Origin of the sequence: Pseudochrobactrum albidum, from assembly GCF_051851455.1 — a bacterium.
Classification (GTDB): domain Bacteria; phylum Pseudomonadota; class Alphaproteobacteria; order Rhizobiales; family Rhizobiaceae; genus Pseudochrobactrum.
In genome coordinates this window covers 1-4413 of sequence record NZ_JBPVTR010000004.1, presented here as the reverse complement: position 1 = coordinate 4413, position 4413 = coordinate 1, and the positions used below count along the sequence as shown (strand labels likewise).

Sequence of the window (4413 nt, the reverse complement as noted above, 5' to 3'; positions counted from 1 at the left end):
GACGGAACGCACACCAGAGGGTGAGATAAATATCCCCAGTTTGAGCAGTTCATTGGACGTTCGTGCCTGACCATAGGCTGGAAATTCAAGGGCAAAACCCTGAACCGCTTGTTCAGTTGCATTATCGACACGGTTTGCAAGGTTGGGCTTACGTCTGGTACGTTCCGGAAGTGCGGCAACACCACCGTCTTCAACGGCGGCTTTATAACCATAAAAGGTATCACGCGACAGCCCCATCACCTGACAGGCTTTCGAAACATTGCCAAGTTCTTGCGCCAGATTTAACAGGCCTGTTTTGTGTTTGATGATCTTATCTGTAGAATGCAACATTGTGGTTATCGGTTTTGAGTTGGATTGCACCACCATCAAAACTGATAACCACATGGCTCTGCAAGAGCCTGCACCGCTCCCGTTTCGCTAAGCCGGAAAGGGAGCGGTGTCAGATCAAGTCGAAACTAATACAGGTTAGCTTTAGTTAACTAACCAGGCCGGATTGCTTTTTCCATAGTTCATGATAGAGAGGACTTAACAATAATAACTCTTCATGAGAGCCAATAGCCGATACACTTCCTTTATCAAGGACGATAATTTTATCGAAATCCCTTACAGTTGAAAGCCGATGTGCAATAGCGATAACCGTTGTGTTATCTGAATACTCTGCAATGGCCTTTTGTATGAGGCTTTCGCTATTTGTATCCAAAGCTGAGGTTGCTTCATCGAGAATTAGAACAGGCCGTCTCTGTAGAAATGCACGCGCAAGCAGTATGCGTTGTTGCTGCCCCCCGGAAAGTCTTGCACCTCGTTCTCCCACGATAGTTTCGTATCCGTCACTAGCTGAATGTAATTCGCTAATGAAATTTGCTGCATCGGCTAATTCTGCTGCGTGAACAATATCTTTTGAGGAAAATTCTTTTGCGCCGAAGGCGATATTATCCCTAACCGAACGATGGAAAAGAGTATCGTTTTGAGAAACGACAGAAAAATTTTGCCTAAGTTCCTTCAGTGATACAGAACGTATATCTTGCCCATTGAGTAAAATCTTTCCTGATTTTACGTCATAAAGTCTGAGCAGAAGATCAATTAGTGTTGATTTTCCTGCTCCTGATGGGCCAACTATGCCGACTTTCTGTCCTGGCCTAATGTCAAATGAGATATTATTCAGCGTCTGTTTTGATCCGTACCAGAAGCATAAATTCTGAAATTCAATCATGGGCGGAGATACGATATCATTTATAATATCAGGACCATCACAAACTGTAGGCTTCGCCTGAAGTGTAGTTTGCGCATCACGTATAGTACCAAATGTTTGAGTAAGCCCCTCCCAGATAGCAATAAACCAACCAGCATCTGCAGTCATAGCCCCTGCTAAAGTAACGCCAGCTACAAATTCCCCAGGTGACAGTATCCCATGTGATAAACCGTATAACCCCAATCCCAGAATACAGCCGACCAACCCTGTGTTGAAGATCCGGATACAAAGACCTGCAATAGTCGTTAATCTGTTTGTTTCTAGATTTGTCGAATTTTGCTTGTCGATTACTGAAAGTACAAAAGCGTTTTCTACGCTATATGCAAATAATGTCTTGATGGAGCGAATGTTCGAAAAATATTCAGTAATAGCGCCATTGACGATACTCATAGTCTCGGAGATCTTTTCCGCCTGCTGGTTAAACTTCGGCACAAGAAAGACAGCTAGTAAACAGTTAAGCGCAATCCATAGAACAATGGGGCCAACAAATAAGGGCGCTAAAAACAAAATCAGTATTGCCGAGCCTATGAACCGAGCAAACCCCAGCGGGAAACGACCAGCCAATATTTCGACACCTGATTGGATTGCAGTGGATAACTGCCCCACTCGTCCAGCTATCTGTCCAGCATGGTTAACATGGAAGTATTCCATATCGTGACGCGTTGCTGCTTTGTGTGCTTGCCAAAGCACAGACGACTTTGTCTGGCACCGCAGTGACTGCATTCGAAGCGCATAGTTCACAAGCCAAACAATTGGGTCGATGATCATGTATGCAGCAAGTAGAGTTGCAAAAAGTACGAGTGTTTGTCTTGTCAGTTCGGAACGATCCGAATGAGCAACGATATCAATTATATGAGCTATGGCCCACAGCCTTAAAAGATCAATTACAGTCAGAACTGTGCCGGATATTGCAGAAGCAGCTATAAGCCACTTGAAAGGTTTAATGAGGGCGCTAAAAGTTGAAAGCGCGCCAGAAAACTGACGCAATTTCAAATCATGCAGATGGTAATCCGATAGGCTCTCAAAATAATTAAAAAGATACTTGAGCAACAACATTATCCTTCAATGATGCGCCCTACAACATGGCCGGAAATAGATGTACTACGCAAATAAGTGCGAGTGACTTCATGGCCTTCAATTGGATTTTCAAATATGTCACGAGCGTGAAACCCATTAGAGTTATTCAAAATGACTAACTTACGGCTTTCCTGCGGTATAAATAAACGAAACTCGTTGTTGGAAATTGCGGACTTAAATTCGTTAATGAGATCAATATATCGTGCATCCTCATCACTGTCGCGTCCTTCAAATGTTCCATTCATGAACGTGGTAATTGAACCGTCATGAGTCTTACAAAACAATGAAGCCTTTGCACGGCGATTAATGATCTTAACGTCTGTCTGCCCGTTATCATATACTGTTGGGGTTAAGCTAAAGCAGTAATCTGTATTCATGCCAAGTTTCTCAGTGAAGAAATTAAAATCCTTCATCTTAGATGTGGGAACCCAATAAAAATTCCCTGTCTTTGAATAATTTATAAAAATATTATAAATGGAAATGTAATCTGGCACTGATAAAATGTCATCTTGTATCGACCCGTCTGAATGAAAATCCAGAATGTCGGTCGGAGATACTCCCTGTATGCCCACGTTGTTCAGCTTTTCATTGTTCTCTTTGGAAGCAGTAAAAATAGAAAATGGGGTAAAGTTTTCACGATCGGGAAAACTTGGCATGATCACTTGGGATATTGATACCGCGATGAGGCTGCCAGTAATTGCATCCACTGTGGCATCTTCAAAAACGGAGGGTATATCAATCGCAACGATACCGGCGTCCGCATCCTCCAGGTGCTTGTGCGCTATCGAGATACATTCGGAAAAAATCTTCGCTGCTTGACCGGTAAGCTGGGTCATTAATGCTTGATCGCGTGTATCCGCAAGAGATAAAACTTTACCATCTTGAAATAGCCATGTGTCGCAAAATTGCCGAACTAGATCGTCCGGAAGAGAAATTGTTGGTGCAATTTGCCAAAGATCATTATTCAAATTAAAATTCTCCGCGTGTAACAAGAAATGGGGCGAACAAGTCGCCCCAAAACCCCAAGTTAAGCTTGGGTGCCGCCATTAGTACCAGGCTTACTGAAACCCGACGGAGAGTCGTTGCACTCTGGGCGCGTTAGCGTGACTGACAGTCCATTGGTAAGGCTTGCTACAGAAATAGTATTCTTAGGCGACAAAGTTTGAGAACTCATGTTTTCTATCCCATATATAGATAAAGCCCATTATTGAACAAAAATGAAATTAGATGAGAATCAATTTCGCGAAAGAGCAATATATTAGGAGCTTTAACTTCAGCGGTGACCATAAGGGCCTTGCCCAATATACCCCCATAATGAATGCTTAGTTACGCAGCTGATTAAGCAAGCCAATATCGTGATTGGTAATGATGACCTCACCGACATTGGTTCCGGCACCGCCATGGATTGTGTAGGTCAAGCCGACGTCCATAATCTGGAAGGTTGAGAATATCTCTCTGACCTCCGGCTTGTCATTCAGAGAGACAATAAACCGCCCTTTAATCCCTGCCAGATGCTCTGCCATCACAGCGAACTAGTCACGACTGAAAACATTCGCTCCGTAATCTTTTTCACAGCCATAATAGGGCGGGTCCATATAAAACAGGGCATCAGGTCGATCATATCGCTCAATAAACTGTTGCCATGGTAGATTTTCAATCACCACACTGGCAGCCGCTCATGGACTTCTTCGAGAATGGGGCCAAGGCGATTGAGATTGAAACGGGCAGGGCCGGTTGTGTCTACACCGAATGAATGGCCAGACACTTTGCCACCAAAAGCCAGTCTTTGCAGGTAAAGAAAACGCGCTGCGCGCTCCAGATCAGTGAGGGTGGACGGATCGCAGTTTGACAGCCGTTCAAACTCTTTGCGAGAGGTGATCTGGAATTTGAGCGTTTCCATGAACTGCGGATAGTGGCACTGCAGAATTCGGAAGAGGGTGATTACATGTAGAGGTTCCGACTTGATCTGACAGTTATCCGTTTTGTGGTGGCGTCTGTCAGGTTAAATTCAGCCCAGGAATTTTTCCTGCCAGATTGCTTTACCGTCGATCATTGTCTCGAGCGGTGTTCTTCCGCAGCACATCTTA

General features: G+C 44.1%; 3 protein-coding genes and 1 pseudogene. All 4 read right to left on the bottom strand.

Going from position 1 to position 4413, the window contains the following annotated elements; translation table 11 throughout:
- On the bottom strand, positions 1-330 hold a 330-nt coding region (locus tag ACSTTO_RS00070; protein ID WP_439271089.1), incomplete at its 3' end, for a helix-turn-helix domain-containing protein.
- Positions 331-475: 145 nt separating this feature from the next.
- Positions 476-2299: an ABC transporter ATP-binding protein gene (locus tag ACSTTO_RS00065; RefSeq protein WP_439271088.1), complete on the bottom strand. Its 1824-nt coding sequence runs from the start codon at positions 2297-2299 to the stop codon at positions 476-478.
- A 5-nt stretch (positions 2300-2304) separates the two neighbouring features.
- Entirely contained in the window at positions 2305-3294 is a 990-nt protein-coding gene (locus tag ACSTTO_RS00060) for a hypothetical protein (protein ID WP_439271087.1), read from the bottom strand.
- 354 nt (positions 3295-3648) lie between these two features.
- A pseudogene (locus tag ACSTTO_RS00055) lies at positions 3649-4292 on the bottom strand (DNA adenine methylase).
- Between the last annotated feature and the right edge of the window lie 121 nt (positions 4293-4413).